Here is a 25963-nt window from a genome sequence, read left to right as displayed (position 1 = left end):
CGAGATGAGCGGATCCAGGACCGCGCGCACCTACAACCAGAACCATGTGCCCCGCCCCTACACTCCGGGCCGACGACGGTTGAGCATCTACGTCTCGTGGAGCTATCCGGCGGAGGCGGGCAGGAATCCGGCCGAACTCGACAACCGGTTCTCCACGATGACCGAGGTCCGGCGGGTGAACTGGCCCGCCTACGAGGAACCGAGGTGGTCCGATCCGCTCCGGTTCCAGCAGGGCGTCGCCGGATCGCTGGAGTTGTTCTTCTGGGGCTGGGCGCCGTTCCAGCAGTTCGCCGAGGAGACCACCGGCCACCCCGTGCCGGTGTACCAGCGCATCGATCAGGCCGGTTTCCCGACCCCGCTGGACGAGCGGGTGCTGGCCGACACCGACACCCTGCTCCTGTTCGGGCTGGACCACATGATCACCGGCCAGGATCCCGCGCCCGAGGAAGTCGAGGCGGTACGGCAGTTCCTCACCCGGGAAGGCACCTGCCTGGTTCTGGGGCCGCATCACGATGTCGGGGCATCGGACGATCTGGCCGTGCGCGACATGGAGTACCACCACCACGGCGACCCCCTGGTTCCCCGCCAGCAACGCTTCGCCCGGTATGTCCGAGGCTTGATGCGAGAGCTCGGGGTGCCCGTCGAAAACCGCTACGGGCTGCGGCCCGCGGTGCGGGAGGCGAAGAAGATCGCGCCGCTGTCCGTCGCCAGGGACCTGGACACCAGGGGGTGGCTGGAGGGGGTGACCAACTTCAACTTCCACATGCACCTGCCGCACTACGCCGTGACGACCGACGATCCGGACGTGGTCCATGTGCTGGGCAGGCAGCCGATCGACCCGTCCCGGCCGCCGCATCCCTTCACCGAGGCCGGCAACACCGAGTTCAACATGTTCCTGTGGATGCCCCCCGGCGGGCAGCGGGCCGGCGATGTGCTGCTGGCGGACTCCACGGTCTTCAGCTCGCTGTTCGGCGGGGACGAGAGTCTGCGCGCCTTCTGGAGAAACATCGCCTCGGCGAAGTAGCGCCCCGGGGAGGGAGGTATCCGTGACCGGACAGACGCCTGCCGCGCTTGAGCTCGACGACATCCAGCGCGGGGTTCTCAGCCCTCGGCCGACCCCGTATGCGGCGACCTACATCCTGTTCCGCATCGACGATCGCGCGCACGGCCGGGAGCTGATGCGGCGGGTGAGCGCGGTGGTGACCTCGGCCGCCGACACGACGAGTCCCCTGGGCGAGACCTGGGTGAGCGTCGCGCTCACCTTCCACGGCCTGAAGGCGCTGGGGGTGCCGCGGGAGGCGCTGGAGACGTTCGCCTGGGAGTTCCGGCAGGGGATGGCGGCCCGAGCCGCGGCGCTGGGCGATGTCGGCGAGAGCGGTCCGGAGAACTGGGAGACGCCGCTGGGCACGCCCGAGGTCCACGTGGTGCTGGTGGCGCTCGCACCGGACAGCGCCCGGCTGGAAGCCGCCGTCGACCGTGCCCGCCCGGCGTATCACGCCCTGCCGGGCATCACAGCGATCTGGCGGCAGGACTGCCACGCGCTGCCCACCGAGACCGAACCCTTCGGCTACCGCGACGGCATCAGCCACCCGGCCGTCGAGGGCAGCGGCTTCGCCGGATCCAACCCCCTGGAGACGCCGCTCAAGGCCGGGGAGTTCGTGCTCGGCTACCGCGACGAACTCGGCGGTGTCCAGGCCCCGCGACCCGAGGTGCTGGGGCGCAACGGCACCTATGTGGTCTTCCGTAAACTCCACCAGCGCGTCGCCGCCTTCCGCCGGTATCTCAGGGACAACTCCACCGGCGGCGAGGACGAGGAACTGCTGGCCGCGAAGATCATGGGACGCTGGCGCAGCGGCGCGCCGCTGGCGCTCAGCCCGTCGCGCGACGACCCCGGCCTCGGCGCCGACCGCGGCCGCAACAACGCCTTCCTGTACGAGCAGGACGACCCGATGGGATTCACCACTCCCGGCGGCTGCCACATCCGCCGGGGCAACCCCCGCGACGCGGCGGTGGCGGGGGTGCCGAGGCTGCACCGGATGATCCGGCGCGGCACCGCCTACGGCCCGCCGCTGCCCGAGGGGGTGCTGCGGGACGACGGGGCCGAGCGTGGGCTGATGTTCGCCTTCGTCGGGGCGCATCCGGGGCGGCAGTTCGAGTTCGTGCAGTCCGAGTGGATGAACGACGGCGTCTTCTTCGGTGCGGGCGACGCCAGGGACCCCGTGATCGGTTCCAACGACGGTTCCGGTGACTTCACCATTCCCCAGCGGCCGCTGCGGCGGCGCCTGCGGGCGCTGCCGCGGTTCGTCGTCACACGCGGCGGTGAGTACTGCTTCATGCCCGGGCTGAACGCCCTGCGCTGGCTCGGTGATCTCAAAGACTGAAAAAGCATGAGCCGGGCGCCGCCCGGACACGGGGCGCATCGGGGCGGAGGCTTCATGGACACGATGCAGCTGCTGGTCAACGCGGTCACTGTGGTCTTCATCGCGGCCACCATGTTCGCCGCCGGTCTGGGTACCACGCTGCCGGCGCTGCGCGCGGTCTTCGCCACCCCGTTGCTGCCGCTGCTGGCGCTGCTGGCCAACCTGGTGGTCATCCCGCTGCTGGGCTGGGGCGTCGCCGCGCTGTTCGGCCTGTCCGCGGCGGCGTTCATCGCGCTGGTGCTGGCCGCGTCCTCGCCGGGCGGGCCTCTGGGAGCGAAACTGAGCGCGCTGAGGGACGGGGATGTGGTCGCGGGCACGGCGATTCAGGTGCTGCTCGCCGCCGTCGGCAGTCTCACCTTCGGCCTCACGGCCAACGGCGTCCTCGCGCTGGCCGAGGTCGGCGGGGGGATCTCCATCGACGTCGCCGCGCTGGTGCGGACGGTGGCGATCTTGCAGCTCGTGCCGTTCGCGGTGGGGCTGTCCCTGCGCCACTGCACACCGCTCACGGCCCAGTCGTGGCACGGTGCCGCCGCGAAGGTGTCGACCGTGACGTTCGTGGCCGTGTTGGCGGGCATGCTGCTGGGCAACTGGCAGGCCGTCGTCGCGCTGCTCGGCTCACGCACCCTGCTGGCGGGGGCCGTTCTCGCCGCTGCGGCGTTCGCCACCGGTATGGCGCTGGCGACCGGGCCGCCGGCGCGCCGCGCCGGCATGGGAGGCGTCGCGGCGGTGCGCAACGCCGGGCCCGCGCTGGCCGCCATCGGCATCGCCTTCGACGACGATCCGGCCATCTTGGCGGCGTTTGCCGGGGTGCTGGTCAGCGGTATGGCCGTGGCCCTGCCGATCGCCGCGGTGCTCAGTCGCAGACGGGGCGCCACCCCCGCATGAGGCGGGCGGTACCGTTCAGGGAGGTGAACGGAGTCGAGCCGCTCCCGGAGGGCCGGGGTCACGTATGTGTGGGCTGCGCCGCTGTCGTCTCCGGGGTGGGGAGTCGGTGCGGTTCGTAGTGGACGACCGTATGGCCGCTTCCGAGGCCCGCGCTTCTCTGCGACTCCGTCAGGGCGTCGTGGAGATGCCCCCAGCCTCCGGAGCGGTCATCCCACCCCTGGCTGTGGTCCTGTCTTCTGTGACGGTCCCGCCATTCGTCGTGCAGGTCGTCCAACTCTCTGTGGCGCTCCCGCAAGCTTCTGTGGCATCTGACGCCCTTCCCGGATCTGCAGCAGATGAGAGGGCCCTTGCGCCGGCAGGGCCCGAGGTTGGAGATGTCCCGCTGAGCGGAGGCCGCCGTCACCGCCTCGGTGGAGCCCGAGATCGCCGCCACCGCCGAAACGCCGGTCGGCCAGAGAGTGACTGCGGCGAGGATTGCCGCGCCGAGCGCTGACGACCGTTTGCCGTTCAAGGACGTCTCCTCCCGGTGGGACGCACAGCCCTGGTGCTGGAGCCGCGCGAAGCACGAACCGGCCAAACCTCATTTTTCCGACATTTCGCTTATGCGTCCATACTGTGTCGCGGCTGTTCATCGGCTGACCGGGAAGACCAGGTCCCGTTTGATTACCCTCTGTGCGCTTTCGAGCCGTCGGCTGCCTTGTGCGCGGAGTGGAACGCGGCGGACAGGCCTGTCGTTGAGGAGCGTGTCGCCAGGTACGCGAGGCCTGTCCGTCACGATAGGGTCACCGCCGGAGTGGAAGGATATTCTGCGGGAATCCTCCTTACCGGAGGTCCGCATGCACGATGAGATCGACGTGGACGTTTGCCCCGGCTACCCCGTGAGCTGGCAGGCCGCAGCCCTCAACACGGTGATGCGCGGCACCCTCAAACCGATCTCCGGCCTGCTGCTCAGAGCCGACATCGGCGTCGTCGCGGTCTCCCGCGTCGTCGCGCTGGCGGACAGGATGCCGCTCCCCGTGCCCGCCCACGTGAGCGTCGTGCGGGAACCGGTCGGGACGTGTTCCGGCGAGTGGGTCCGCGCCGGGCGGCCGCTCGACGCGGGTGACGAGAGCAGGGTCGTGCTGTACTTCCACGGCGGCGGCTACTTCCTCTGCTCTCCGGCGACGCACCGGCCGATCACCTGGCGCCTGTCGGCCGCCGCCGGGTGCCCGGTGCTGGCCGTCGACTACCGTCAGGGGCCGGTCCACACGCTGGCCGAATCCCTGGAGGACGCGATAGCGGCCTACATGTGCCTGCTGGAGCGCGGCCACGACCCGGCCGGCATCCTGTTCGCCGGTGACTCCGCCGGCGGCCACCTCACCCTGGCCACGCTGCTGGCGCTGCGCGACAGGGGCCTGCCGCTGCCCTCGGCGGCGGTGTGCCTGTCGCCGTGGACCGACCTGACCGACACGCCCCGCCGGGCCAACCGCATGCTCGACCCGATGATCCCGGCGGGCCGGGTCGGCTGGCTCGCCCGCCGCTGGACCGCCGGCCTCGACCCTCGCGACCCCCTGGTCTCCCCGGTCTTCGGCGACTACACCGGCCTGCCGCCGCTGATGATCGTCACCGGCTCCACCGAGGTCCTCCGCGACGAGGGGCGCCGCGTCGCCGAGCGGGCCCGCGCCGGCGGGGTGCCGGTGACCTACGAGGAGTGGCGCCGCATGCCCCACGTCTTCGCGATCCTCGCCGACGTCGTCCCCGAGGCCCGCCAGGTCTTCCGGCACATCGCCCGCTTCCTCACGGCCGTGCGGAATCTCCCGGCGCGGGACCTCCCCGGCCCTGGCCCCGGACTCCCCGGTCCCGGACTCCCCGTGCGGCCCGGCTCCGCCGCGGCCTGAGAGGCGATCTTCTCCCTGGTCACGCCGGCACATCCGGTACCGGCAGGCATCCGGGACATCACCGGTGGCTTACCCCGAGGGATCATTCGCCTTACCTGTTCATACCCCTTATGGCAGGTCGGCGGCGAAGGCCGCTCGAATCCCGCCACAGTGTGCTTGCCGGAGTGCGTACACGAGAGGCTCAACCAGGATGGCGCGTGGCGGAACTGGTCCCTTGAACGGCATGCCGCCCGGGGTGCGGCCGCTGACGGTCGGGGACCCGGTCATCATCGGCCGTTATCTCCTGCTCGGCCGTCTCGGCGTCGGCGGCATGGGCGTGGTCTACCTGGCCGAGCATCCGCAGGGCGGAGTGGTGGCGCTCAAGACACCACATTCGGTGCATCTCAACGATCCAACGCTCCGCGCCCGTTTCGCGGAGGAAGTGGAATTCTCCCGGCGGGTGGTGCCTTTCTGCACCGCCGCCGTGGTCGAGGACGGCACCGACCGGGACCGGCCCTACCTGGTCTCCGAATACATCCCCGGGCCGGCGCTGTCCCAGGTGGTGTCCGAACGCGGCCCGCTCACCCCGGACCTCGCCTACGGCGTCGCCCTCGGGGTGGCCGCCGCGCTGGTGGCGGTGCACGAGGTGGGGCTGGTCCACCGCGATCTCAAGCCCGGCAACGTGCTGCTGTCGCGCACCGGCCCCCGGGTGATCGACTTCGGCATCGCCAGGGACGTGGACGCCCTGGCCGCGCATACCCAGGCCGGGCAGGTCATGGGCAGCCCCGGCTGGGTGGCCCCCGAGCGCCTCACCGGCGGTCCCGCGCTGCCGGCCTCCGACGTCTTCGCCTGGGGCTGCCTGATCGCCTATGCGGCCACCGGCCACCATCCCTTCGGGGGCGGCGAGCCCGACGCGCTGGCCCGGCGCATCATGGTCGAGCCGCCGCGCGTCGCCTCGGTGCCCGCGCTGCTCCGCCCGGCCGTCGAGGCCTGTCTGGCCAAGGAGCCCGCGCGCCGGCCCCGGGCCGCCGACCTGCTCGGCGCGCTGCTCGCGGCGGGTGGCGTGGGAGCCCCGTGGGACCTTCGCACGGCGGTCGCCGAGGTGCTGGCGGAGATCTGGACACCGGTGCCCCACCCGTCCGGGACCGGCCCGGTACGGCCCGCCTCCGCGCAGTCGTGGGAGGGGTCCGAGGTCCCGGCCGGGACCTCCCGCAGGGCGGCGTCGCACAGGGCCGCGCACCTGTCGCAGGCGAGTTTCGCGGCGCTGGCCACGCTCTCCATGGCGGCCGTCACGGTGGTCGCCGCCGGGAGCGGCGGAGCAGGCGCCGGCGACGGCGCGGACCCTCCCGACCTGGCGCCGATGGTGATCCCCGCTCAGGAGAGCACCGTGGGCTCCATCTCCCGGGGCGCCCGGCCGCCCGGCGGCAGGCAGCAGCCCACGCGGGTGATGACGCCCTCCACGGTCCTGGTCACCACGACCCACACCGTCTCGGCGCCTCCCGTGAGCGACGGCCGCGAGGAGCCCCGGCCCGGCCGGTCCCAGGATGACGACGGTCCCTCCGGCGAGGGCGGGTCGCAGACCTGCGCGGACGTGACGGCAAAGGGCAAGGGCCAGGGCAGGGGCGACAAGGACCGGGACTGTCCGGCGACGCCGGGCGCCAGCCCCAAGCCCTCCTTCACCCAGATCCCGCAGACCGGTGACGGGGAGAGCCCGGGGCCCTCGCCGGCCCCGTCCGTCACGGCGACCGCGTCCTCGCCGCCGCCCAGCATGAGCCCCTCGGTCCAGATCGGCGGCTGAGGCGGCCCCCGATCCCGCCGTCCGCCTTTCCCTGGCTGCCGTCGCCCAGACGGGCCCGGGGCGGAGCGGCACATCGGTTAAGGTGATCGGCGCGTATCGAGTCATAGGGGGAGATCAGTGGACCAGTCCGTGCCCGGTGTGGTTGAGCTGAGCGGTGTCGGCGTGCGGGCGGTCGGCCGGGCCCTGCTGGCCGGCATCGACTGGCGGGTGGAGTACGGCCAGCACTGGGTGGTGCTCGGGCCCAACGGGGCGGGCAAGACCACGCTGCTGTCGCTGGCCGCCGCCGTGCGGCATCCCACCGAGGGCACCGCCACGGTGCTCGGCCAGCGGCTGGGCCGGGTCGACCTGAGGGAGCTCCGCCGTCACATCGGCCTGGTGGCGGCCAGCCAGCGGCTCGTCGACGAGGACCTGCTGGAGGAGGAGGGCGCCACCGCGCACACCGTCGTGCTGACCGGTCACACCGGGACCAGCGCCCCCCTGTGGGACCGGTACGGCCCCGCCCAGCACGAACGGGCTCACAGCCTGCTGGCGGACATGGGCTGCAAGGACCTCGCCGACCGGCTCTTCCGCGTCTGCTCCCAGGGGGAGCGGGCCCGGGTCCGGGTGGCCAGGGCGCTGATGGCCGACCCGGTGGTGCTGCTGCTGGACGAGCCGTTCGCCGGTCTCGACCTGCCCGCCCGCGAGGATCTGATCACCGCCGTGGAGGACCTCGCCGCCACCCGCCCGGCGCTGACCACGGTCACGGTCACCCATCATCTGGAGGAGGTCCCGGCCACCACGACCCACGCCCTGCTGATGCGTGACACCCGCATCCATGCGGCCGGCCCGGTGGCGGAGATCCTGACCGGCGAGAACCTGTCGGAGTGCTTCGGCCGTCCGCTGCGGATCGACAACCTCGACGGGCGCTGGTACGCCCGCGCCGTACGCCGCTGAGCCGTACGCCGTCGAAAGAGGGCGTACGTCGCTAAAAGCAGGTGAGAACGGGGTGATCTCCCCAGGCTCCTGGGGAATGGACAACCTCCCCGGGGCCGTCGCCTGTCCCGGCCCGCCTCCGGTGCCCAGGCCCGGAGCGGGGGAGCGGTCAGTCCTTCTTACGCTGCCGGATGAGACCCATGAATCCAGGGCTCGGCTTGAACTTGGCCGTCCAGGTCTCGGCGATCTCCAGAGGCTCGCCGGTCTGCGGGTTGCGTCCGGTCCGCGCCGGCTTGTGCACGATCTCGAAGGACCCGAAGCCGGGGATCGCGACCTTGTCCTCGGCCGCCACGGCCGTCTGGATGGTCCCCAGGATCGCCTCCAGAGCGGCGGCGGTCTGCCGCCGGCTGAGCCCCGCCTCGGCCGCGGCCTTCTCGATCAGCTCGCGCTTGTTCATATGCATAGTTAACGCCATCGGGGCCGGATCCATCGAGCCCCATCCTCCCCTCGCGTTCCTCCGCGCTGGAGGACGGCCAGGTTCCGGGGGTGTGGGCGTGCCCTGCCAGGCCCCGGGTCCGGTGGTCTGCGGCGGCCCGGCGGTGCGGAGTGCCCGCCGCCCCAGGCGAGGCGGCGGGCACTGCGCGGTTCAGCGGTCGGACTGGGCGGCCAGCCGTTCCGCCTCCTCGTACAGGGCCTCAACGAGGAGGAACTCCAGTCGGAGGTCTTCGTCAACGAGGCCGTCCAGAACTTCCATACGGGCCTCCCTGTCTAGACCGACGTCTCAGGAATCCCAGAAGTTCACGCCGATACCGAATCGGACTCGGCTGTGACCAATACTTGATCGTCGGGACGCCGGATCCTACGTCTCGACGAGCTCGGCCAGGTTCACGAGCCGGCCGACCTCCCGCACGTCCATGCAGTAGGCGAGCACCATTCGCTGTCCACCGATCCGCTGGGTCACGCGCAGGCACGGGAGATCGTTGAGCATGATCGCCTCGACTTCGATGCCGTCCGGTCCTTGCCAGATACCCATGAGGACGAGGCTACGAAGAGTCAGGTAAGGCCAGGGTAACTGTCTGGGCATATCGTGATGGTCTGTACCGGACGCACTACCTTTCCCACAGTTAGGCGATGATTAGCCGAGTTGCTGTGGGTAACAGAACGTCATAATCCGAGTAATCGAGGAGAAGTCAACATGGCTCTGCCTAAGCTAACCCCCGAACAGCGTCAGGCCGCCCTTGCCAAGGCCGCCGAGACCCGCACGGCCCGTGCCAAGCTTCTGGCCGAGGTCAAAGCCGGTTCTGTGAGCCTTGAGCAGCTGCTGGGCCGCGACGACGACATCGCCAAGCGCATCAAGGTGTCGCAGGCGCTGCGCGCGCTGCCCGGCATCGGCAATGTGAAGGCCGCCCAGCTCATGACGGAGGCCGACGTGGACGAGGCCCGTCGTCTCGGTGGGCTCGGTGCCCAGCAGCGCCGCAAGCTGATCGAGGCCGTCGCCGGCTGATCCGCCGGTACGGCGGGGCCCGGCCACGCAGCGGGCCGTACCGCTTGAACCGCTCCGGGACCGGGTGACCGTCCGGGAGCGGGCGGCGGCTTCAGGGCCGGACGCCCGGCAGTGAGAGGCCCCGCCGGACGGACTCGGGGGATATCCGTACGGCGGGGCCTCGTCCTACGACCTGGTCACCGAGCTCGCCCGGGAAGGAGTCCCATGCCCTGGAAACGCCCGGGCGAGCTCGGGGTCCGAAGGGTCAGTGAGCCTTCTCGAACTGCTCCTCCTCCGTGGAGCCCCGCAGGGCCGTGGTGGAGGATTCCGGCGCGATGGCCGTGCTGACCAGGTCGAAGTATCCGGTGCCGACCTCGCGCTGGTGGCGGGTGGCGGTGTAGCCGCGCGACTCGGCGGCGAACTCGGCCTCCTGGAGCTCGACGTAGGCGGTCATGCCCTCCTCGGCGTAGCCCTGGGCCAGGTTGAACATCGAGTAGTTGAGCGAGTGGAAGCCCGCCAGCGTGATGAACTGGAACTTGTAGCCCATGTGGCCGAGCTCGCGCTGGAACTTGGCGATGGTCGCGTCGTCCAGGTGCTTCTTCCAGTTGAACGAGGGCGAGCAGTTGTAGGCCAGCATCTGGTCGGGGTAGCGGGCCTTGACCGCCTCGGCGAACTCGCGGGCCACGTCCAGGTCCGGCAGGGAGGTCTCCATCCAGAGCAGGTCGGAGTGGGGCGCGTAGGCCAGCCCCCGGGCGATGCAGGAGTCGACGCCGTTGCGGACGCGGTAGAAGCCCTCGGCGGTGCGCTCGCCGGTGGTGAAAGCCTGGTCGCGGGCGTCGACGTCGGTGGTCAGAAGCGTCGCGGCCTGGGCGTCGGTCCGCGCGATGATCAGAGACGGGACACCGAGAACGTCGGCCGCGAGGCGGGCCGCGTTGAGGGTCTTGACGTGCTGGCCGGTCGGGATCAGGACCTTGCCGCCCAGGTGGCCGCACTTCTTCTCGGAGGCGAGCTGGTCCTCCCAGTGCACGCCCGCCGCACCCGCGGCGATCATGCCCTTCATCAGTTCGAAGGCGTTGAGCACGCCGCCGAAGCCCGCCTCGGCGTCGGCCACGATCGGGGCCAGCCAGTGCGGCGCGTCCTCGTTCCCCTCCGACCAGGTGATCTGGTCGGCGCGGAGCAGCGCGTTGTTGATGCGGCGCACGACGGCCGGGACCGAGTTCGCCGGGTAGAGGCTCTGGTCCGGGTAGGTCTGCGCGCCGAGGTTGGCGTCGGCGGCGACCTGCCAGCCGGACAGGTAGATCGCCTTCAGGCCCGCCTTCACCTGCTGCACGGCCTGGTTGCCGGTCAGCGCGCCGAGCGCGTGCACGTAGTCCTCGGTGGTGAGCAGGTCCCACAGCCGTTCGGCGCCGAGCCGGGCGAGGGTGTGCTCCTCCTGGACGGACCCCCGGAGCCGGACCACGTCCTCGGCCGTGTAGGTCCGCTCGGTGCCCTTCCAACGGGGGTTGGTCTCCCAGTCGCGCCGCAGCTCGTCTGCGGCTCCCTTGAGGCGATCGTTCATTTTTTCACTCCTTGTCGTCCCCTGGGTGCCTTGCTCTGAGTGTGTGCTCGGGCGAAACGGGCAAACAAGGCCGATCTTGATGAAAAAACCTCTGTTTTTCTCGTAAGGCGAATACTTGTCGGTATTCAGAAGAGAAGAATTTAAGAGTTTGCGCTATGGACTAGACCAATCCTGTGATGTGGATCATCGAGTCCGGGGGAGCGTTGAAATAACTACGGAAATTTCGTTTAACATCGTGCTATGGCATCGTTGGTCGGTGAAGAACCGCTGTCCTTGACGCAGGAGCTCGATCTCATCGCGTTCGGCCAGCGCCTGAGACACCTGCGCAAACAGCGCGGTCTCACCCTCTCCGACCTGGGCGAACGCGTCAGCCGCGCGCCGAGCCAGCTCTCCCTGCTGGAGAACGGCAAGCGCGAGCCGAAGCTGTCCCTGCTGAAGTCCCTCGCCGCCGCGCTCAACGTGCCGGTCGAGGAGCTGCTCCGCCGCCAGGCGCCCAGCAGGCGGGCGCAACTGGAGATGGCCCTGGAGGAGGCGCAGCGCGACCCGCTGTACGCCGGACTCGGCCTGGCCAGGCTGAAGGTCTCCGCGCGCGTCCCCAACGACGTGCTCGAACACATCCTCGGCCTGTACGGCGAGCTGCGTTCCCGCCAGGCCAAGGGCACCGCCACCCCCGAGGAGGCGCGGGTGGCCAACGCCGAGCTCCGCCGGATGCAGCGCGAGCGGGGCAACTACTTCGAGGAGATCGAGAAGGCCGCGGCCGAGGCGCTCTCCGCGGTCGGCTACCGCACCGGCGCGCTGTCGCAGAGCACCGTCCAGGCCCTGGTCACCCACTTCGGCTACACCGTGCGGACCGTCCAGGACCTGCCGCGCACGGTCCGCTCCATCACCGACCTGCGAAACCGGCGCATCTACGTCAAGCATGAGCAGCTCGGCATGCACACCCCGCGCACGATCCTGCTGCAGACCCTCGGCCACCTCGCCCTCGGCCACCACAAGCCCCGTGACTTCGCCGACTTCCTCCGCCAGCGGACCGAGGCCAACTACTTCGCCGCCGCCGTGCTGGTGCCCGAGGCCACCGCCGTGCCGTACCTGAGGGAGGCCAAACAGGACCGCGCGCTGAGCGTGGAGGACCTGCGGGACGTCTTCGCCGTCTCCTACGAGATGGCCGCGCACCGTTTCACCAACCTGGCCACCCACTTCCTGGACCTGGTCTGCCACTTCGTCCGCAACGACGCCGGCGGGATCATCTACAAGGCCTACGAGAACGACGGCATCGTCTTCCCCGCCGACGAGCAGGGCGCGATCGAGGGCCAGCGGATGTGCCTGCAGTGGTCGGGCCGGCAGGTCTTCCGCTCCCCGGACAGGTTCTCCGTCTTCTACCAGTACTCCGACTCGCCCACCGGCACCTACTTCTGCGTCGCCCACGTCGATCCCTCCCGGGAGCGGGACTTCGCCATCACCCTCGGCGTGCCGTACCGCGAATCACGCTGGTTCCGCGGCAGGGAGACCACCCACCGCACCAAGTCCGGCTGCCCCACCGGCGACTGCTGCCGCCGTCCGCCCGCCGAGCTCACCCAGCGCTGGGAGGGTTACGCCTGGCCCTCGGCCCGCGGCAACTCCCACGTCCTGGCCGCCCTGCCGCCCGGGTCCTTCCCCGGCGTGGACGAGGCCGACGTCTACACCTTCCTGGAGCGTCACGCGCTCGAGTGACCCCGCGACAGGACGAGCGACGGGTGGCCGAAGAACTGGTAGGCGGGCCCCGTGGCGGGGACCTGGCAGCGCAGGGAGCGCAGCACCTCGGCCGGGGGCTCGCCGCCGAGGCAGCGGCGGTAGAACTCCGGCGCCAGGCCGTCGCCGACGGGCCAGAGCGGGGCGACGACCCCGCTCGCGCCCGCGAGCAGGAACGCCTGGCAGTCGCCGGGCTCCTCAAGGAAGACGAACGGGCCCTCGCCCATGCCCCGGCTCAGGGAGTCGAACGCCGAGCCGCCGGATGTGAAGTGGATCATGTCCGGTGGGTCGCCCAGCATCGCCAGCACGTCGCCGAGCACCGGCGTGACCCGGGCGGCGCCGTAGGCGGTGACCAGCGGGTGGACCTCCGCCCCGCCGTGCACGACCGCCATGCTGTCGCCTCGCGCGCGCACCGGCGGAGGCAGCTCGGGGCGCCGCCCGCCGAGGGGCCAGCGGCCGATCGCCGTCTGGCAGTTCAGGAAGGCGGGGACGGAACGGTCGAACGGATGCTCCAGCGTGGCCAGCTCCCAGGGGATGTGCGGCTCCTGGGAGAGGACCAGCACGCTTGGGCGGCGCGGAGCCACGCGCCCGGCCACCGCGTTCAGCAGCTCCCAGAACCCCCGCGGGATCTCCGAGGCGACCTGCCGGCCCATCTCCTCGACCGTCCGCGCCCGCTCCGCCACATGCCGCCCGAACTCGGAGGTCCGCATCCCCAGGTCGCACGGCTCCGCCTGGTCGGGGGTGGTGAAGTGCGGGGACTGGTAGGTCCACCACAGCAGCCCCGGCCGGTCGCCGTGGACGATGACCACCGTGACGTCCGCGGGCTCCCCGCCGCCGGCCACCCGCACCCGGGTGCCCGCGACCGGCTGCGGGACGCTCTCCCGGCCGAGCTGGCCGGGGGAGTCGAGGACCGCGAGCGCGCGCACGCCGAACCCGGTCACCTGACCGCCGATCGAGTGGACCACCTGGATCTGCCGGGCGAGCGCCGGCTGGTCCTGCGGGAGGGCGACCAGGCGGACCGTCGCCCTCGGGTACGGCGAGGCCCCGTCGACGCGGAGCCGCACCCGCCACCCGCCGGGCGCCTCGAACCCCTCGGCGATGATCTGGATGTCCAGGTCGGCCGGCTCGTGGGTGAAGGGCGCCTGCCGGCCGTCGGGCACCGCTCCGGAGGCGGGAGCGGCTCCGGGCGGGGCGTCGGCGCCGCCGGGGGCCCCGGCGCCGGGGAACGGGCCGGTCCCGGATGAGTCGCCGCTGGGGGAGAGGCCGACCTCGATCTCGATCCCCCAGCCCGCCACCACCTCGCCGGGCGCCTCGATCAGCGGGAACGCCTCCCACTGCGGCCCGGTCGGAGCCGGTTGCCTGCGCCGCCTGCGGAAGGCCCCGGTCAGCCGGCCGAGCACGGAGTGGCCACGGTCGGGCGGGAGCGCGGAACCTGGCTGCGTGTCCGGGCCATCCGGGCCAAGGGAACCCGGCGGCAGGTCCGGGCCGGTGAAGCCGGTCGGCAGGGGCGGGCCGGTGGGTAGGGCCGGGCCGGTGGGGCCAGGCTCGGGGGGCGGGCCGGTGAGGCCCGGTGACGACAGGTCCGGCATCTCGGTCAGGGCCTGCTCGTTCAGGCGGCGCAGCAGGGCGAACCGCTCCCAGGCGGGGCCGTACTGGGCGAGGAGCATCACGATGACGTCGGCCAGCGGCCCCGGATCCTGCCTGCCCTCCTCGGCCAGCAGCGGGTCGAGCCGCTCCCGCAGCTCGACGGAGGCCGCGCCCAGCAAATCGTCAAGCTCGTCGCGGACGGTACGGGCCGCCCTCATCACCGCCACCGGTTCCATGCCGCCCCCCTCGCATCGCCCTGCACCGATCTTCCCACCTGTGGGGACAGGTCGGGATCGGGTACCCGGTGACAATCGGCGCCACATAGGGTGATAGCCGTGAGTGCCGAGGTGATGGGAAGGGTGGGCTGTGCTGCCTGAGGTGGAGGCATGGCTGCGTGGGCACACTTCATCATCGGACGACTGGTCGATGCCGTGGCTGCTGGAGGCCAAGGGCGACACGACGGTCAGCGTCGTGCTGCCCGCCCGCGACGAGGCGGAGACGGTGGGGGAGATCGTCACCGCGATCCGGCGCGACCTGATGGAGGCGGTGCCCCTCGTCGACGAGCTGGTGGTCATCGACTCCCGATCCGTCGACGACACCGCCGTGCGCGCCGCGCGGGCGGGGGCCAGGGTGATCGCGCAGGACGACATCCTGCCCGACCTGAAGCCGATGGACGGCAAGGGGGAGGCGTTGTGGAAGTCCCTCGCCGCGACCTCCGGTGACCTGCTGGTCTTCATCGACGCCGACCTGCGCGAGTTCCGAACGTCGTTCGTGACCGGGCTGCTCGGCCCGCTGTTCGCCGACCCGGTCGTGGCCTACGTCAAGGGCTGCTACGACCGGCCGCTGCAGAACGTGCAGAGCGGCGGCGGCCGGGTCACCGAGCTCGTCGCACGGCCCCTGCTCAACCTGCACTGGCCGTTGCTGGCCGGGTTCGTGCAACCCCTCGCGGGGGAGTACGCCGGACGCCGGTCCGTGCTGGAGCGGGTTCCGTTCGTCACCGGCTACGGCGTGGAGCTGGGCCTGCTGATCGATCTGCTCGACCTGGCCGGCCTCGACGCCCTCGCCCAGGTCGACCTGGGCCGCCGCGTCCACTCCCACCAGTCGACCGAGGCGCTGGGCGGCATGGCCTCCCAGATCCTGCAGACCTCCTGGTCCCGTCTCGAACGTCAGAACATGATGGTCTCGCTGCACACGCCGTCGCTCCGGCTGGCCCAGTTCCGCCGGGGCGCGACCGGCCATCACGCGACCGTCCGCGACGTGGCCGTGGCCGAACGTCCCCCGATGATCACCATCCCCGGATATCCCGCCGCGCTGGGACGGTGATCGCAGCCGCCGTACGGCGAGCCGTTCACGGCGTGCGGCGGGCGGCTGAGGGTGTGCGCGAGCCGGCCGCGCCGTACGGCGAGCCGTACCCCGTGGGCGCGCGTCCGTCACGGGTTGCGCGGAGGGGCCCGCCCGTCGGTAAAGTAGGGGGTGTTACCGGTGGTAACGCTTCCTGGGAGGGGTGCACGATGAGCGAGACCGGCTTCTGCCCGGAGTTGAGCGACGACGTGCGAGAGGTGCGCGACTGGGTGCACGATTTCGCCCGCTCCGTCGTCCGCCCGGCCGGCGCCGAATGGGACGAGCGCGAGGAGACGCCCTGGCCGGTCATCCAGGAGGCCGCCAAGATCGGGCTCTACTCGCTCGACTTCTTCGCCCAGCAGTGGTTCGAACCGAGCGGCCTCGGCCTGACGGTGGCCTTCGAGGAGCTCTTCTGGGGAGACGCGGGGATCGGCCTGTCCATCGTCGGCACCGGCCTCGCCGCCGCGGCCCTGTCCGCGGGCGGCACTCCCGAGCAGATGGGGGAGTGGCTGCCGCAGATGTTCGGCACCTCCGACGACGTCAGGCTCGGCGCGTTCTGCGCCTCCGAACCCGACGCCGGCTCCGACGTGGGGGCCATCCGCACCCGCGCCGTCCCCTCCGGCGACGACTGGATCATCAACGGCGTGAAGACCTGGGCCACCAACGGCGGCATCGCCGACGTCCACGTCGTCGTCGCCTCGGTGGACCCCTCGCTGGGCACCCGGGGCCAGGCCTCCTTCGTCATCCCTCCCGGTACGCCCGGGCTCGCGATGGGGCGCAAGTTCGGCAAGCACGGCATCCGCGCGTCCCACACCGCCGAGGTGATCCTCGACAACGTGCGCGTGCCCGGCTCGTGCCTGCTCGGCGGCAGTGAGAAGCTCGACGCCAGGCTGGCGCGCGTCCGCGCCGGCGAGCGCGCCGGCGAGCAGGCCGCGATGCGGACCTTCGAGACCACCCGTCCGTCGGTGGCGGCGATGGCGGTGGGCATCGCCCGTGCGGGATACGAGTACGCCCGTGACTACGCCGGGGAGCGCGAGCAGTTCGGCCGCAAGATCGGTGAGAACCAGGCGATCGCCTTCCTGCTGGCCGACATGGCCACCCGCGTCGACATCGCCCGCCTGATGACCTGGCGCGCGGCCTGGATGGCCCGCAACAACCGCGCCTTCGGCCAGGCCGAGGGCTCGATGTGCAAACTGGTGGCGGGCGAGGCCGCGGTCTGGGTCACCGAACAGGCCATCCAGATCCTCGGCGGAGCCGGCTACACCCGCGAACACCCGGTCGAACGCTTCCACCGGGACGCCAAGATCTTCACCATCTTCGAGGGGACGTCGGAGATCCAGCGGTTGATCATCGGCCGCGCGGTCACGGGACTGCCCGTCCGCTGAGACGGCGGTCGCCGGATCATCGGGGCGGCATCGCACCGACCAGCCGCCGGACCGCGTCCACGTCCCCGGTCACGGTGAGCGTGCCGTCCTCGATCGCCGACTCCAGCGGGCGTTCGTGGCTCAGGACGGACTGCAGCGTGTGGTAGTCGCTCGCGACGTGCACGTCCGCCGGGTCCGGGGTCTCGCCGCGCGCGACCGCCGTCAGTTCGCCCTCGGCGACCTCGACACGGTAGACGTCCCGCTCCAACCGGATCAGGTAGATCGCCGACCACGGATCGTCCGGCCGCGGGACGAAGAAGGCCCGCAGCCCCAGGAACACGGTGTCGGCGCTGATGTCGCCCTCCAGCGGCACGACGGGTGAGCGCATGCCCCACGTTCGCAGGGCCGCGAAGACCGGCTCCAGCTCGGTGCCCCACTCGGTCAGTTCGTACAGCCTGGTGGCCGCGGGCGGCGGCTGCGCGCGGCGGCGCAGCACGCCGACCGCCTCCAGGTCGCGCAGCCGCTGCGCGAGCACGCTGGGGCCGAGGCTGGGCAGGGCGGCCTGCAGATCGGCGTAGCGGCGCGGGCCGAGGCGCAGTTCGCGTACGACCAGCAGCGCCCACCGCTCGCCGATCATGTCGAGGGCATGGGCGATGGGGCATGCCTGGCCGTACGTCCGCTTCCCGGCCCTGCCGAGGGAGTTCTTCTCGGATCCCATCGCCACCTCGCCTGTCGTCGTACCGCTACTTCGAAAATCGTAGCAAGAACTTCGAATTCCGAAGTATAGTCGGCGCAGGCCACGTCCCCTCAGCCAGGAGGCATCTTGTGAGCACCGTCCCGCCGGCGTCGAGCCCGTTCCGGGCCGTCCCCGAGAAGATCGTCCGGGCCAACGGCGTCGACCTGGCCACACAGGCCTTCGGTGACCCGGCCGCGCCCCCGATCCTGCTCGTATCTGGGGCGGAAGCCACCATGGACTGGTGGGACGACGACTTCGCCGCCCGGCTCGCCGCAGCCGGCCGGCACGTCATCCGTTACGACACCCGCGACACCGGCCGCTCCACCACGTTCCCGGTCGGCGCACCCGCGTATACGCAGGACGACCTGCTCGCCGACGCGCTCGGCGTGCTCGACGGGTACGGCCTCGCCTCGGCACACATCGTCGGCGTCTCCATGGGCGGCGGGCTCGCGCAGCGCCTCGCCGTACGGCATCCCGGGCGGGTGCTGACGCTGACCCTGATCTCTACCAGCCCCGGTGGTCCCGGCGGCCCGGAGAACCCCGATCTTCCCCCGATGAGCGAGGATCTGGCGAAGACGTTCGCCGAGCCCGCGCCCGGCCCGGACTGGGCGGACCGCGACGCGGTGATCGGCTACTTCCTCGCCGCCGAACGCGTCTTCGCCGGCACGATCCCTGTCGACGAGGAGCGGGTCCGCCGCACCGCGGGCCGAGCCTTCGACCGCAGTCCGGTCCCGGCCGCCGCGTCCAACCACTGGATGATCGAGGGCGGAGAGCCGGTCCGGTCCCGCCTCGGCGAGATCACCGCGCCGGCCCTGGTGCTGCACGGCACGGCCGACCCGCTCTTCCCGTACGGCCATGCCGAAACTCTGGCCCGCGAGATCCCCGGCGCCACGCTGATCCCGCTACCCGGGATGGGCCACCAGATGCCGCCGTACGAGGTCTGGGACATCGTCATCCCCGCGATCGGCGCGCACACCGGTCACGGCCAGGGGTTCGTGGTGACCCCGTAGGCGAAGCGGTACTCGAAGTCACCGGACTTGGCCCAGGTCACCGTCGAGCTCCTGCCCTCGACGGCGGTGATGCGGACCGAGCCCAGCTTGTCGTCGCCGATCAGGTCCTCCTCCTGCAGCTCCAGGGTGAGTTGCTCGTTCGGGGCGGCCGTGAGGGTGGCCCAGTTGATGTTGTGGTCTCCCGCCGCCCGCTCGTTGCTACCGGGCGGGCAGGCGGCCCTGGTGGAGTCGAAGACGATGCAGTCGTTCTGCGCGACGCTGATCCCCGGATACTGGCTGGGCCAGACCAGGCCGTTGCCGCTGCGGAGCATGTAGAGCTCGTCGTGGCCGGACTCGGAGATGTCGGCGGCGTACAGGCTGGCGATGCGGACGAGCAGTTCGCCGGAGCCGCGGTGGGCGTCGGCGGGTGCCGCCTGCGTCAGCGGCAGCACCAGAAGGAGTCCTGCGACGGCGGCGGTTCTGCGCCATGAGTTTGTCATGCCCTCAGCCTGATCCGCTCCACTTGGAAATCGATTGGATCGCAGTTGTGATGCCTCCACCGCCCATGCCGCGAGAGACGGCCGGCCACGCCGGCGCGTCCGGGGTGGGTCAGGCCGTACGGCGGGCGAGGAGGTGGGCCTGCGGGAAGCCCCGCAGGGGGTCCTCGCCCGGAGCGATGACCAGCCGGGCCACCTCGGTGAGCCCGGCCGTGAGCAGCAGCTCGGCCACGCGGTCGGGGGAGTACCGGTAGGCGAGGGACACCTTGTGGTCGAACGCCTCCGCCAGCTCGGTGGGGTCGTCGTATCCCTGGAAGGCGAGCAGCAGGTGGCCGCCGGGCACGAGCACGCGGTGGAACTCGGCGAGCGTCGCGGGCAGCCGCTCGGGCGGGGTGTGGATGATCGAGTAGTTGGCGAGGACCCCGGCCAGAGAGGCGTCCTCCACCTCGAGCGCGTCCATCAGCCCCACCTCGAAGCGGAGCCCCGGATGGGCGCCGCGGGCGAGGGCGACCATCTCCGGCGACAGGTCGACGCCGAAGGCGGTCACGCCGAGGGATCGCAGATGCGCGGTGACGTGGCCGGGGCCGCACCCCACGTCCGCCACCGGGCCGTCACCGGCGGCCCGGACCAGCTCGGCGAAGGCGGAGATCATCGCGTGGTTGAGCGGGTCGGCGTGGAAACGCTCGGGGATGGTCTCGGCGTAGAGGGCGGCGGAGGTGTCGTAGGCGGCGCGGGTGGCGGTGAGAAAGTCCGGCTCGGTCATGGATGGTCATGCTAGAAGACCATCGGAGGGGATGGGACCTGAGCGGCGCTACCCGCGCCACCGGGCCGCCGGACCCGGCGCGCCGGGACGGTGGTGCCGTCCCGGCCCGCGGAGCCGTTCAGGCGAGGGCGGTCGCGGCGGGCGCGCGGTGGGAGAGGAGGGAGTCGCGGATCTCGCCGGCGCGGACCGCGGTGGTGGACAGCAGGGTGGAGGAGATGCCGTGGGTGTGTTCGGTGCCGCCCTGGAGGTAGATGCCGGCGGTGACCTGAGGAGCGGTCTCGACGCGGTGGTCGCGGCCGACGCGGACGGCGTCCTCGTCGTCGCGCAGGCACAGCTTGGCCGTCTCGCCCAGCAGGGCGCCGATGTCCTGGGAGCGGTAGCCGGTGGCGTGGACGAGGACGTCGGCGGTGAGGACCGTCCGCTCGCCGGTGGGCAGGAACTCCACGGTGACGTCCAGGCGGTCGTTCAGGGCGCGTACTTCCCGGATGCGGGAGACGTTGAGGATGCGCAGGCGCTCCCGGTCCTGGACCTTCTCGCGGTAGGCGGTCGCGTACAGGGACTGGATGAGATCCGTGTCGACCACCGAGTAGTTGGTGCTGCGGTGGTAGTCGAAGAGCGACTGCTTCACCCCGGGCGGGGCGTTGAAGTAGACGTCGACCGCTTCGGGATCGAAGATCCGGTTGGCGAAGGGGCTGTCGTCGGCCGGGGTGTAGCCGTATTTGGCGAAGACCGCGTAGACCTCCGCCCCGGTGAAGGAGCGGTGCAGGTAGTCGACGGCCTCGGCGGCGCTCTGCCCGGCGCCGAGCACCAGGGCGCGCCGGACCGGGGCGCCGGTGCCGGCCAGCTCGGCGACGCGTGGGATCAGCTCGCTGTTGTGCCAGATCCGGTCGGAAAGGACGGTGTCCGGTGGCAGACGGGGTTCCAGACCGGTGGCCACGCAGACGTTGCGGGCCCGGCGCACCACGGTGCGGCCCGGGTCGTCGGGGTGACGGCTGATCACGTCGAGCCAGCGGATCTCCCCGTCCTCCGTCACCACCGGTTCGACGGCCAGGACCTCGGCGGAGTAGCCGACCAGGTGGTGCACCCGGGCGGCGGCCCACTCGAAATAGTCGTGGAACTCGATACGCAGCGGAAACAGGGTTTTCTGATTGAGGAAGTCCGCCAGCCTGCCGCGCTCTTTCAGGTAGCAAAGGAAACTGAACTCACTTGTTGGATTACGCATTGTGACGAGGTCTTTCAGAAAGGAGACCTGCATCGTCGCGTCGTCGATGAGCATCCCCCGATGCCAGCCGAAGTGCGGCTGTCTCTCCAGGAATCCGGAGTGTAACCGCTCGCCGGGCGGGGCCGTCGCATTGTGCTCCTCGACGGCTATGGCCAGCGCCAGATTCGACGGTCCGAAACCGATCCCCAGGATGTCGTAGATGCTGTCCGGCCCACTACGCAGTGTGTTCACCGCGGCATCGCCTCCCTCTGCGCGTCATATTTTAAATAAGGTTAGCCTTGCCTTGCAATGATGTGTTTCGAGGAGAGGATCCACCATGCGGGTCGTCATGTTCGGCTACCAGACGTGGGGCCACCGCACGCTGCGGGCTCTGCTGGACTCCGACCACGAGGTGGTCCTCGTCGTTACCCATTCCAAGAGTGACCACGCCTACGAGAAGATCTGGGACGACTCGGTCGCCGAGCTCGCCGAGAAGCACGGTGTCCCGGTGCTGCTGCGCTACCGGCCCGACGACGAGGAACTGCTCGCCGCCCTCCGCGACGCGGCACCGGACATCATCGTCGCCAACAACTGGCGGACCTGGCTGCCGTCGGAGATCTTCGACCTGCCCCCGCACGGAACGCTCAACGTCCACGACTCGCTGCTCCCCGCCTACGCCGGCTTCTCCCCGCTGATCTGGGCCCTGATCAACGGGGAGAAGGAGGTCGGCGTCACCGCGCACCGCATGAACGCGGAGCTGGACGCGGGCGACATCGTGCTGCAGCGGGCCGTGCCGGTGGGGCCGGACGACACCGCGACCGACCTGTTCCACCGGACGGTCGACCTGATCGAGCCGATCGTGCGCGAGGCGCTCGACCTCATCGCCTCGGGCAGGGCGCGGTGGGTCGCGCAGGATCGCAGCAAGGCCAGCTTCTTCCACAAGCGGTCGGTCGAGGACAGCCGGATCGACTGGAACTGGCCGGCGGAGGATCTGGAGCGGCTGGTACGCGCCCAGTCGGACCCGTATCCCAGCGCGTTCACCTACCACCGCGGGGAGCGGATCCGCATCGTGTCGGCGGCGGTGTCGCGGGCCCGCTACGGAGGCACTCCCGGACGCGTCTTCATCCGCGAGGGGGACGGGGTGGTCATCGTCGCCGGCGCGGACGCGCGGAGCGGGCGGCGGCCCGGACTGGTCCTCAGGCGGCTGCGCACCGAGGACGGCACGGAGCACGCGGCCGCTGACTACTTCCGGACCATGGGCGGCTATCTCACCTCGCAGCCGTGAACCCGGACCATGGGCGGCTATCTCACCTCGCGGCCGTGGACGCGGCGCCCGCGCCCGCCGGAAGGCGTCCGCCGCCGGACCGGAACCCGTCGCCTCCCGGTCCTGCGCGGCGGGGCCGCTGACCGAGGAGGCGGTCCGGGACCCCGCCGAGACCTGGTTCCGGGTGGTGGAAGCCCCGGTGGTCCGCACCCGGGCGCCGGCCGCCACCCCCTACGCACAGCAGAGGAGAATCCGGCATGAGCAACCCGTTCGACGATCCCGAAGGCGTCTACACCGTTTTGGTCAACGATGAGGGACAGCACAGTCTGTGGCCCGACTTCGCCGAGGTCCCGGCGGGTTGGGTCGTCGTCCACGGCCCAGGCGCCCGTCAGGAGTGCCTGGAGCACATCGAGGCCAACTGGACCGACATGCGGCCGAAGAGCCTCATCGAGCCGTAGCCGCGTGCGAAGGGGCCGGGCCGCGCAACACACTTCGTGGCCCGGCCCCTTCGCACGACGTCGGACGCCTGAGCGGCCGTTCAGGTGTTTGCACGTGGAGTAATCAACTATCTACTCTGCGTATGTGATGTGGGCCGGGCGCCGGGACTCGACCGTCCGGCGGCCTCGGGCCCGGCCGACAGGGTGCGGACCGTGGGGAGAGATCATGATCCGAAAGCGAGTCGCGGTCCCGCCGGCCGGCGGGCGCCCCGCCGGGGCGTGCCGGTCCGCCAGGGGCCGGGTGGCGGTCGGCTCCTCCCGTGGCGGACCCGGCGGGGCCTCCGTCACGTGCCCGCGGAAAGCGGCCGGGAAGTAGCCGTGAGGCGGCCCGCCCCCGGCCCGGGGCCGATTCCGCCGGCCGGGGGCGGGCAGCCCCGGGTGGGCTACGCGCGGACTCCGGGGCCCGGCCGTCCCGGCCGGACTCCGGCGCGCCGGTCCGGAAGGGCCGGGGGAGACCTGCCCCGATGGGCGCGGATCGGGCGGGGGGCGGCACGGGTCTTGCTGCTGTCGGCCCTGGTCGTGGGCGGAGTGGGACAGGCCCCCGGTCTCGCCCGGACGGCTTCGCCGACATGCTGGACACCCGGTGTGGTGTCCCATCGGGGCTACTGGGCCGGGGGCACGGAGAACACCGTCCGGGCGTTCGAGCAGGCGCTCGCGGCGGGCTCCGGGCGGGTCGAGCTCGACGTGCGTTTCACTGAAGACCACCAGCCGGTGCTGATGCACGACGCCACGGTCGACCGGACCACTTCGGGCACGGGCCGGGTCTCCGGCATGACGCTGGCGCGGTTCCGCGAGCTGCGCACCGCGGACGGCCAGCGCCCGCCGACTCTGGCCGAAGTCCTGGAGCTCCTCCGGGGCGGAGCCGAGGAGGCGCTGGTCGAGCTCAAGGAGGTCCCGGACGCCGAGGACCTGCGCTCCCTGGAGGACGACTACGACCGGTCCGGCGCCCACCGGTGGGCGAGCCTGATGTCGTTCTCTCCCTCGGCCCTGGAGGCGGTCAGGTCCATCCCCGCCCGCAAGGGTCTGCTGTCCACGGCCGCACCGCCGCTCTCGCTCGCCGGGAAGCTCTCCTTCGTCGGCGTCAGGTACGACAACCTGAGCGAGGCGCTGACCCGCGAATACCGGGACCACGGCATGGCCGTCTACGCCTGGACGCCCGATGACGAGAGCGCGTGGCGGCGCCTGGCGGGCTACGGGGTGGACCGCGTCATCACGAATGAGACGTCCGCCTATCTGGCATGGGCTCGGGAGGCGTGCCAGCCGTGAGGGCGCGGAGGGCCTCGCGGCACCGGTCGCCGCAGGTTTACTATCGACCGATCCGCCCTACCTTGGTGTTGCTATGCAAGGTCACGGCCTACCGTGCTCTGCTTGGGATGGCAACCGAGATCCAGACATCGGGTGGCAGCTCCGGCCGACCCGGTAATGACAATCTGCCTACCAGCAGCCGAACCCGATGGCATTCCTCGACAGTGGTCATTCGCCCCGCGGTCCAGACCGAACGTCGGCACGATATGGCCTCACCGGGGTTTGGCGACACTGTAACGGATCGACAGCACCGGGCCCAGCACAGGCCGAAACGCGGCGCCGCGCACCGGACTGGAAACGCGCCTGCCGGCCCCCTGGGGCCCGTTTTCCATGGGTGTGACATCGTCGCAGGTCAGATGCTATGTAAGATCCAACGCTGTACGTAGTCGTCCCAGGTTCACGGGGGTTATATGCGGAATGCAGGGCAAGGCGGTCGTCCACCGTGGGTGTGCTCGCTCCTGCGGGAACTGGCATGATCGACGGCATGAAGTCGCCGGCATCGCCCCTCGCGGAGCCGGACGGTCCGCCGCGTTCCGGCAGCGTCCCCCGCCCGGATCCGCTGCTCGCGCCGTCCGGCGAGCCCGCCCTCTCCGACTGGTCGCTCGATCCGGCCGTCCGGCACCTCAATCACGGATCGTTCGGGGCCGTTCCGCTCGCCGCCCAGCGCGCGCAGCGCGAGTACCAGACGGTCATGGACGCGAACCCCTGCGCATGGTTCACGGACGTGGTGGGCCGCGTCGGCGCCGCGCGCGCGGAGATCGCCGCCTACCTCGGCGCGAGCCCCGACGCGACGGCTCTCGTCCCCAACGCCAGCGGCGGCGTGAGCGTGGTGTACGACAGCGTGCCGGCGTGGCGGGGGATGCGGATCGTGACGACCGACCACGGCTATGGCGCGGTCCTGATGGGGGCCGGGCGGCTTGCTCGCCGGTGGGACGGTTCCGTGACCACCGTGCACATCCCCCTCGACGCCACCGACGACGAGGCGTTCGCGGCGGTCGCCGCCGAGATGACGGACGACGTCGCCCTCGTCGTCATCGACCATGTCACATCCGCGACCGCCCGCCGGTTGCCGGCCGGGCGCGTCGCCGCCCACGGCCGCGGTCTCGGCATCCCGGTGCTCGTCGACGCCGCGCACGCGCCCGGTCTCGTCGCGCACCCGCTGGCCGGCATCGACGCCGATTTCTGGGTCGGCAACCTGCACAAGTTCGCGTGCGCGCCGCGTGGAACGGCGGCCCTCGTCGCTTCGGGGCCGCACGCGCAGTCCCTGCACCCGCTCGTCGACTCGTGGGCCGCTCCGGAACCGTTTCCGGCGCGCTTCGACCAGCAGGGGACCATCGACGTGACCTCGTATCTCGCCGCGCCGGTCGCGTTCGCCACCGTCGAGGAGCACTACGGCTGGGACGCGGCACGGCGCTACATCGCAGAGCTCGGGGACTACGCGCAGGCCATCGTCACCGAGGCGTTGTCCGGGCTGACCGGCACGGACGCGTCGGCGCCGGTCGGCTCGCCCGTCGGCGGCCTGCGGCTCGTCCGCCTGCCGCGTGGAGTGGCGGCGGATCAGGAGGCCGCCCACGGACTGCGGCACGACATCGCCGTGCGGCTCGGCATCGAGACCGCCGTCACCTCATGGAGAGGTCACGGATTCCTGCGGCTCTCCACGCACGTGTACAACACGGCGGAGGACTTCGAGGACTTCGTCGAGCGCGGCGTCCCGTTCATCGTCGAACGGAGCCGCGCGGCGCGCACGGGGTGACGCCACGGGCCCTGGTCCGGCGCGGC

General features: G+C 71.3%; 23 protein-coding genes. 15 read left to right on the top strand and 8 right to left on the bottom strand.

The window, feature by feature from the left end:
• Positions 1-4: 4 nt before the first annotated feature.
• The 6 genes from BM085_RS07900 to BM085_RS07870 all read left to right on the top strand — a co-directional run bounded on the left by BM085_RS07900 (position 5) and on the right by BM085_RS07870 (position 7892).
• A complete protein-coding gene (locus BM085_RS07900) occupies positions 5-1024 on the top strand; it encodes a hypothetical protein (protein WP_093886486.1) in 1020 nt (339 codons plus the stop codon).
• Positions 1025-1046: 22 nt separating this feature from the next.
• Positions 1047-2381 carry a Dyp-type peroxidase gene (locus tag BM085_RS07895; protein WP_093886344.1) on the top strand — a complete coding sequence of 445 codons (1335 nt, stop codon included), beginning with the start codon at positions 1047-1049 and terminating at the stop codon, positions 2379-2381.
• Positions 2382-2435: 54 nt separating this feature from the next.
• Positions 2436-3305 (top strand): bile acid:sodium symporter, encoded by an 870-nt coding sequence (locus tag BM085_RS07890; RefSeq protein WP_093886343.1) that lies wholly within the window; start codon positions 2436-2438, stop codon positions 3303-3305.
• A gap of 836 nt (positions 3306-4141) precedes the next feature.
• Complete coding sequence (locus BM085_RS07880; RefSeq protein WP_093886341.1) at positions 4142-5182, top strand: alpha/beta hydrolase; 1041 nt, start codon at positions 4142-4144, stop codon at positions 5180-5182.
• 223 nt (positions 5183-5405) lie between these two features.
• Positions 5406-6959 carry a protein kinase domain-containing protein gene (locus tag BM085_RS07875; RefSeq protein ID WP_177244999.1) on the top strand — a complete coding sequence of 518 codons (1554 nt, stop codon included), beginning with the start codon at positions 5406-5408 and terminating at the stop codon, positions 6957-6959.
• Positions 6960-7088: 129 nt separating this feature from the next.
• Positions 7089-7892: an ABC transporter ATP-binding protein gene (locus tag BM085_RS07870; RefSeq protein ID WP_218158644.1), complete on the top strand. Its 804-nt coding sequence runs from the start codon at positions 7089-7091 to the stop codon at positions 7890-7892.
• Positions 7893-8040: 148 nt separating this feature from the next.
• Here the strand turns inward: BM085_RS07870 and BM085_RS07865 are convergent, their stop codons facing one another.
• Together BM085_RS07865 and BM085_RS44245 are read right to left on the bottom strand one after the other, a co-directional pair.
• Positions 8041-8328, bottom strand: coding sequence for an HU family DNA-binding protein (locus BM085_RS07865; RefSeq protein WP_031163487.1), 288 nt, complete (start codon positions 8326-8328; stop codon positions 8041-8043).
• A 402-nt stretch (positions 8329-8730) separates the two neighbouring features.
• A complete protein-coding gene (locus BM085_RS44245; protein ID WP_156056174.1) occupies positions 8731-8904 on the bottom strand; it encodes a hypothetical protein in 174 nt (57 codons plus the stop codon).
• A gap of 162 nt (positions 8905-9066) precedes the next feature.
• On the opposite strand from BM085_RS44245, the gene mihF reads away from it, so the two are divergent.
• Positions 9067-9375 carry an integration host factor, actinobacterial type gene (gene mihF / locus BM085_RS07860; RefSeq protein WP_093886338.1) on the top strand — a complete coding sequence of 103 codons (309 nt, stop codon included), beginning with the start codon at positions 9067-9069 and terminating at the stop codon, positions 9373-9375.
• A 244-nt stretch (positions 9376-9619) separates the two neighbouring features.
• On the opposite strand, the gene aceA is transcribed toward mihF, so the two are convergent.
• Positions 9620-10912 carry an isocitrate lyase gene (aceA, locus tag BM085_RS07855; RefSeq protein ID WP_093886337.1) on the bottom strand — a complete coding sequence of 431 codons (1293 nt, stop codon included), beginning with the start codon at positions 10910-10912 and terminating at the stop codon, positions 9620-9622.
• 240 nt (positions 10913-11152) lie between these two features.
• On the opposite strand from aceA, the gene BM085_RS07850 reads away from it, so the two are divergent.
• On the top strand, positions 11153-12622 hold the full coding sequence (locus BM085_RS07850; RefSeq protein WP_386439902.1) for a helix-turn-helix transcriptional regulator: 1470 nt from the start codon (positions 11153-11155) through the stop codon (positions 12620-12622).
• Here BM085_RS07850 and BM085_RS07845 read toward each other — a convergent pair.
• A complete protein-coding gene (locus BM085_RS07845) occupies positions 12607-14463 on the bottom strand; it encodes a hypothetical protein (RefSeq protein WP_093886336.1) in 1857 nt (618 codons plus the stop codon). The genes BM085_RS07850 and BM085_RS07845 overlap by 16 nt on opposite strands.
• Before the next feature lie 130 nt (positions 14464-14593).
• Between BM085_RS07845 and BM085_RS07840 the strand changes: the two genes are divergently transcribed.
• Both BM085_RS07840 and BM085_RS07835 read left to right on the top strand, forming a co-directional pair.
• The gene (locus BM085_RS07840; protein WP_093886335.1) at positions 14594-15550 is read left to right on the top strand and encodes a glucosyl-3-phosphoglycerate synthase; all 957 of its coding nucleotides are present in this window, start codon (positions 14594-14596) and stop codon (positions 15548-15550) included.
• Between the two features lie 188 nt (positions 15551-15738).
• Positions 15739-16953 carry an acyl-CoA dehydrogenase family protein gene (locus tag BM085_RS07835; RefSeq protein WP_093886334.1) on the top strand — a complete coding sequence of 405 codons (1215 nt, stop codon included), beginning with the start codon at positions 15739-15741 and terminating at the stop codon, positions 16951-16953.
• A gap of 16 nt (positions 16954-16969) precedes the next feature.
• On the opposite strand, the gene BM085_RS07830 is transcribed toward BM085_RS07835, so the two are convergent.
• On the bottom strand, positions 16970-17650 hold the full coding sequence (locus tag BM085_RS07830) for a winged helix-turn-helix transcriptional regulator (RefSeq protein WP_093886333.1): 681 nt from the start codon (positions 17648-17650) through the stop codon (positions 16970-16972).
• Between the two features lie 107 nt (positions 17651-17757).
• Here BM085_RS07830 and BM085_RS07825 point away from each other — a divergent pair, with 107 nt between their 5' ends.
• On the top strand, positions 17758-18678 hold the full coding sequence (locus BM085_RS07825; protein ID WP_093886332.1) for an alpha/beta fold hydrolase: 921 nt from the start codon (positions 17758-17760) through the stop codon (positions 18676-18678).
• On the opposite strand, the gene BM085_RS07820 is transcribed toward BM085_RS07825, so the two are convergent.
• The 3 genes from BM085_RS07820 to BM085_RS07810 all read right to left on the bottom strand — a co-directional run bounded on the left by BM085_RS07820 (position 18648) and on the right by BM085_RS07810 (position 21370).
• On the bottom strand, positions 18648-19157 hold the full coding sequence (locus BM085_RS07820; protein WP_143120836.1) for a hypothetical protein: 510 nt from the start codon (positions 19155-19157) through the stop codon (positions 18648-18650). The genes BM085_RS07825 and BM085_RS07820 overlap by 31 nt on opposite strands.
• Positions 19158-19266: 109 nt before the next feature.
• The gene (locus tag BM085_RS07815; protein ID WP_093886330.1) at positions 19267-19917 is read right to left on the bottom strand and encodes a class I SAM-dependent DNA methyltransferase; all 651 of its coding nucleotides are present in this window, start codon (positions 19915-19917) and stop codon (positions 19267-19269) included.
• A gap of 118 nt (positions 19918-20035) precedes the next feature.
• On the bottom strand, positions 20036-21370 hold the full coding sequence (locus BM085_RS07810; RefSeq protein ID WP_093886329.1) for a lysine N(6)-hydroxylase/L-ornithine N(5)-oxygenase family protein: 1335 nt from the start codon (positions 21368-21370) through the stop codon (positions 20036-20038).
• A gap of 85 nt (positions 21371-21455) precedes the next feature.
• Here BM085_RS07810 and BM085_RS07805 point away from each other — a divergent pair, with 85 nt between their 5' ends.
• The 4 genes from BM085_RS07805 (at position 21456) to BM085_RS07790 (ending at position 25937) form a co-directional block, all read left to right on the top strand.
• Positions 21456-22403 (top strand): methionyl-tRNA formyltransferase, encoded by a 948-nt coding sequence (locus tag BM085_RS07805; protein WP_093886328.1) that lies wholly within the window; start codon positions 21456-21458, stop codon positions 22401-22403.
• 236 nt (positions 22404-22639) lie between these two features.
• Positions 22640-22840, top strand: a complete 201-nt coding sequence (locus tag BM085_RS07800; RefSeq protein ID WP_093886327.1) for an MbtH family protein — start codon at positions 22640-22642, stop codon at positions 22838-22840.
• Between the two features lie 624 nt (positions 22841-23464).
• Positions 23465-24145 carry a glycerophosphodiester phosphodiesterase gene (locus BM085_RS07795; protein WP_177244998.1) on the top strand — a complete coding sequence of 227 codons (681 nt, stop codon included), beginning with the start codon at positions 23465-23467 and terminating at the stop codon, positions 24143-24145.
• 523 nt (positions 24146-24668) lie between these two features.
• Positions 24669-25937: an aminotransferase class V-fold PLP-dependent enzyme gene (locus tag BM085_RS07790; RefSeq protein ID WP_245789190.1), complete on the top strand. Its 1269-nt coding sequence runs from the start codon at positions 24669-24671 to the stop codon at positions 25935-25937.
• The last annotated feature ends 26 nt before the right edge of the window (positions 25938-25963 follow it).

Source organism: Streptosporangium canum (assembly GCF_900113865.1).
Taxonomy (GTDB): Bacteria; Actinomycetota; Actinomycetes; order Streptosporangiales; family Streptosporangiaceae; genus Streptosporangium; species Streptosporangium canum.
This window is presented reverse-complemented; position numbering and strand designations above follow the sequence as displayed.